1 protein-coding gene is annotated in these 1,249 nt (G+C 61.2%); it reads right to left on the bottom strand.

The genetic code is table 11. The features are described 5' to 3' along the window. A partial coding sequence (locus AC3WQN_RS25415; protein ID WP_492606971.1) for an immunoglobulin-like domain-containing protein occupies window positions 1-1,249 on the bottom strand: 1,249 nt, incomplete at both ends.

Consider the following 1,249-nt stretch of genomic DNA (forward strand, 5'->3'; position numbering starts at 1 on the left):
ACGGATTCCAGCTTGTTGACCAGCGAAGGCTGGCCGCCAGTGAAGATGTCATTGGTGGTGACGACCGTGGCGCTGCCGGTGGCGCTGTTGGCTGGCACGGTGATGGTGGTGCCATCGGAGAGCTTGAAGGTCAGCTCGCCGTGGTTGCCCATTGGCAAGCCGGCGGCGTTGGTCAGGGTCACGGTGTAGGTGACCTGGCCGCCTTCGGTGACAGTGGTTTTATCCACGGTCAGGGTGGCGGTGACTTCGCTAATGGTGTCGCCGATGGTCACGCTGGCTTTGTCGCCGAGCACCAGGTTTTCGAAGGACTTGCCGTCGATTACAGCGTCAGTAACACCGACGTCGACGATCTGGCCGTCTTTGTAGACGTCGTCGCCCTGAGCCTTGAGCTCGTACGGGGTCTCGGTGGTGCCGGCCTTGATCACCACGGTATCGCCGTTGCTCAGGGTCACGGTCAGGTCCTGCTTGAGGACCTGGTCGACCTTGACGGTGAATTTCGGTGCGGCGTTTTCCAGCACGTCGCCGTTGCTTTCGATGGTGACGGTGATCTTGTCGCCTTCGTTGGCCGGGTTGGTCGGATCGCCTGAACCTGGCTCGTCGGTAACGACGGTGGTGTATTTGTCTTGGCCGAGGGTCAGTTGTTCGAACTGCTCGGCGCCAGAAACGCTTTCCAGCTTGTTGACGATGGCTGGCTGGCCGCCGGTGAAGATGTCATCGTTGGCGGTAACGCTGGCAGTACCAGAAGTACCGTTGGCCGGGATCTTGACCACGGTGCCGTCGGACAGGGTGAATTCCAGCGGACCATGGGCGCCCATTGGCAGGCCGGCGGCATTGGTCAGGGTCACGGTGTAGGTGATCTGGCCGCCTTCGGTGACAGTGGTTTTATCCACGGTCAGGGTGGCGGTGACTTCGCTGATGGTGTCGCCGATGGTCACGGTAGCCTTGTCGCCGAGTACCAGGTTTTCGAAGGACTTGCCGTCGATTACAGCGTCAGTCACGCCGACTTCGACGGTCTGGCCGTCTTTGTAGACGTCGTCGCCCTGAGCCTTGAGCTCGTACGGGGTCTCGGTGGTGCCGGCCTTGATCACGACGGTATCGCCGTTGCTCAGGGTGACGGTCAGGTCCTGTTTCAGGACTTGGTCGACCTTGACGGTGAACTTCGGTGCCGCGTCTTCCAGCACGTCGCCGTTGCTTTCGATGGTGACGGTGATCTTGTCGCCTTCGCCGGGCGGTTGGTCGGTGATGGTGG

The organism is Pseudomonas sp. FW300-N1A1 (genome assembly GCF_058789115.1).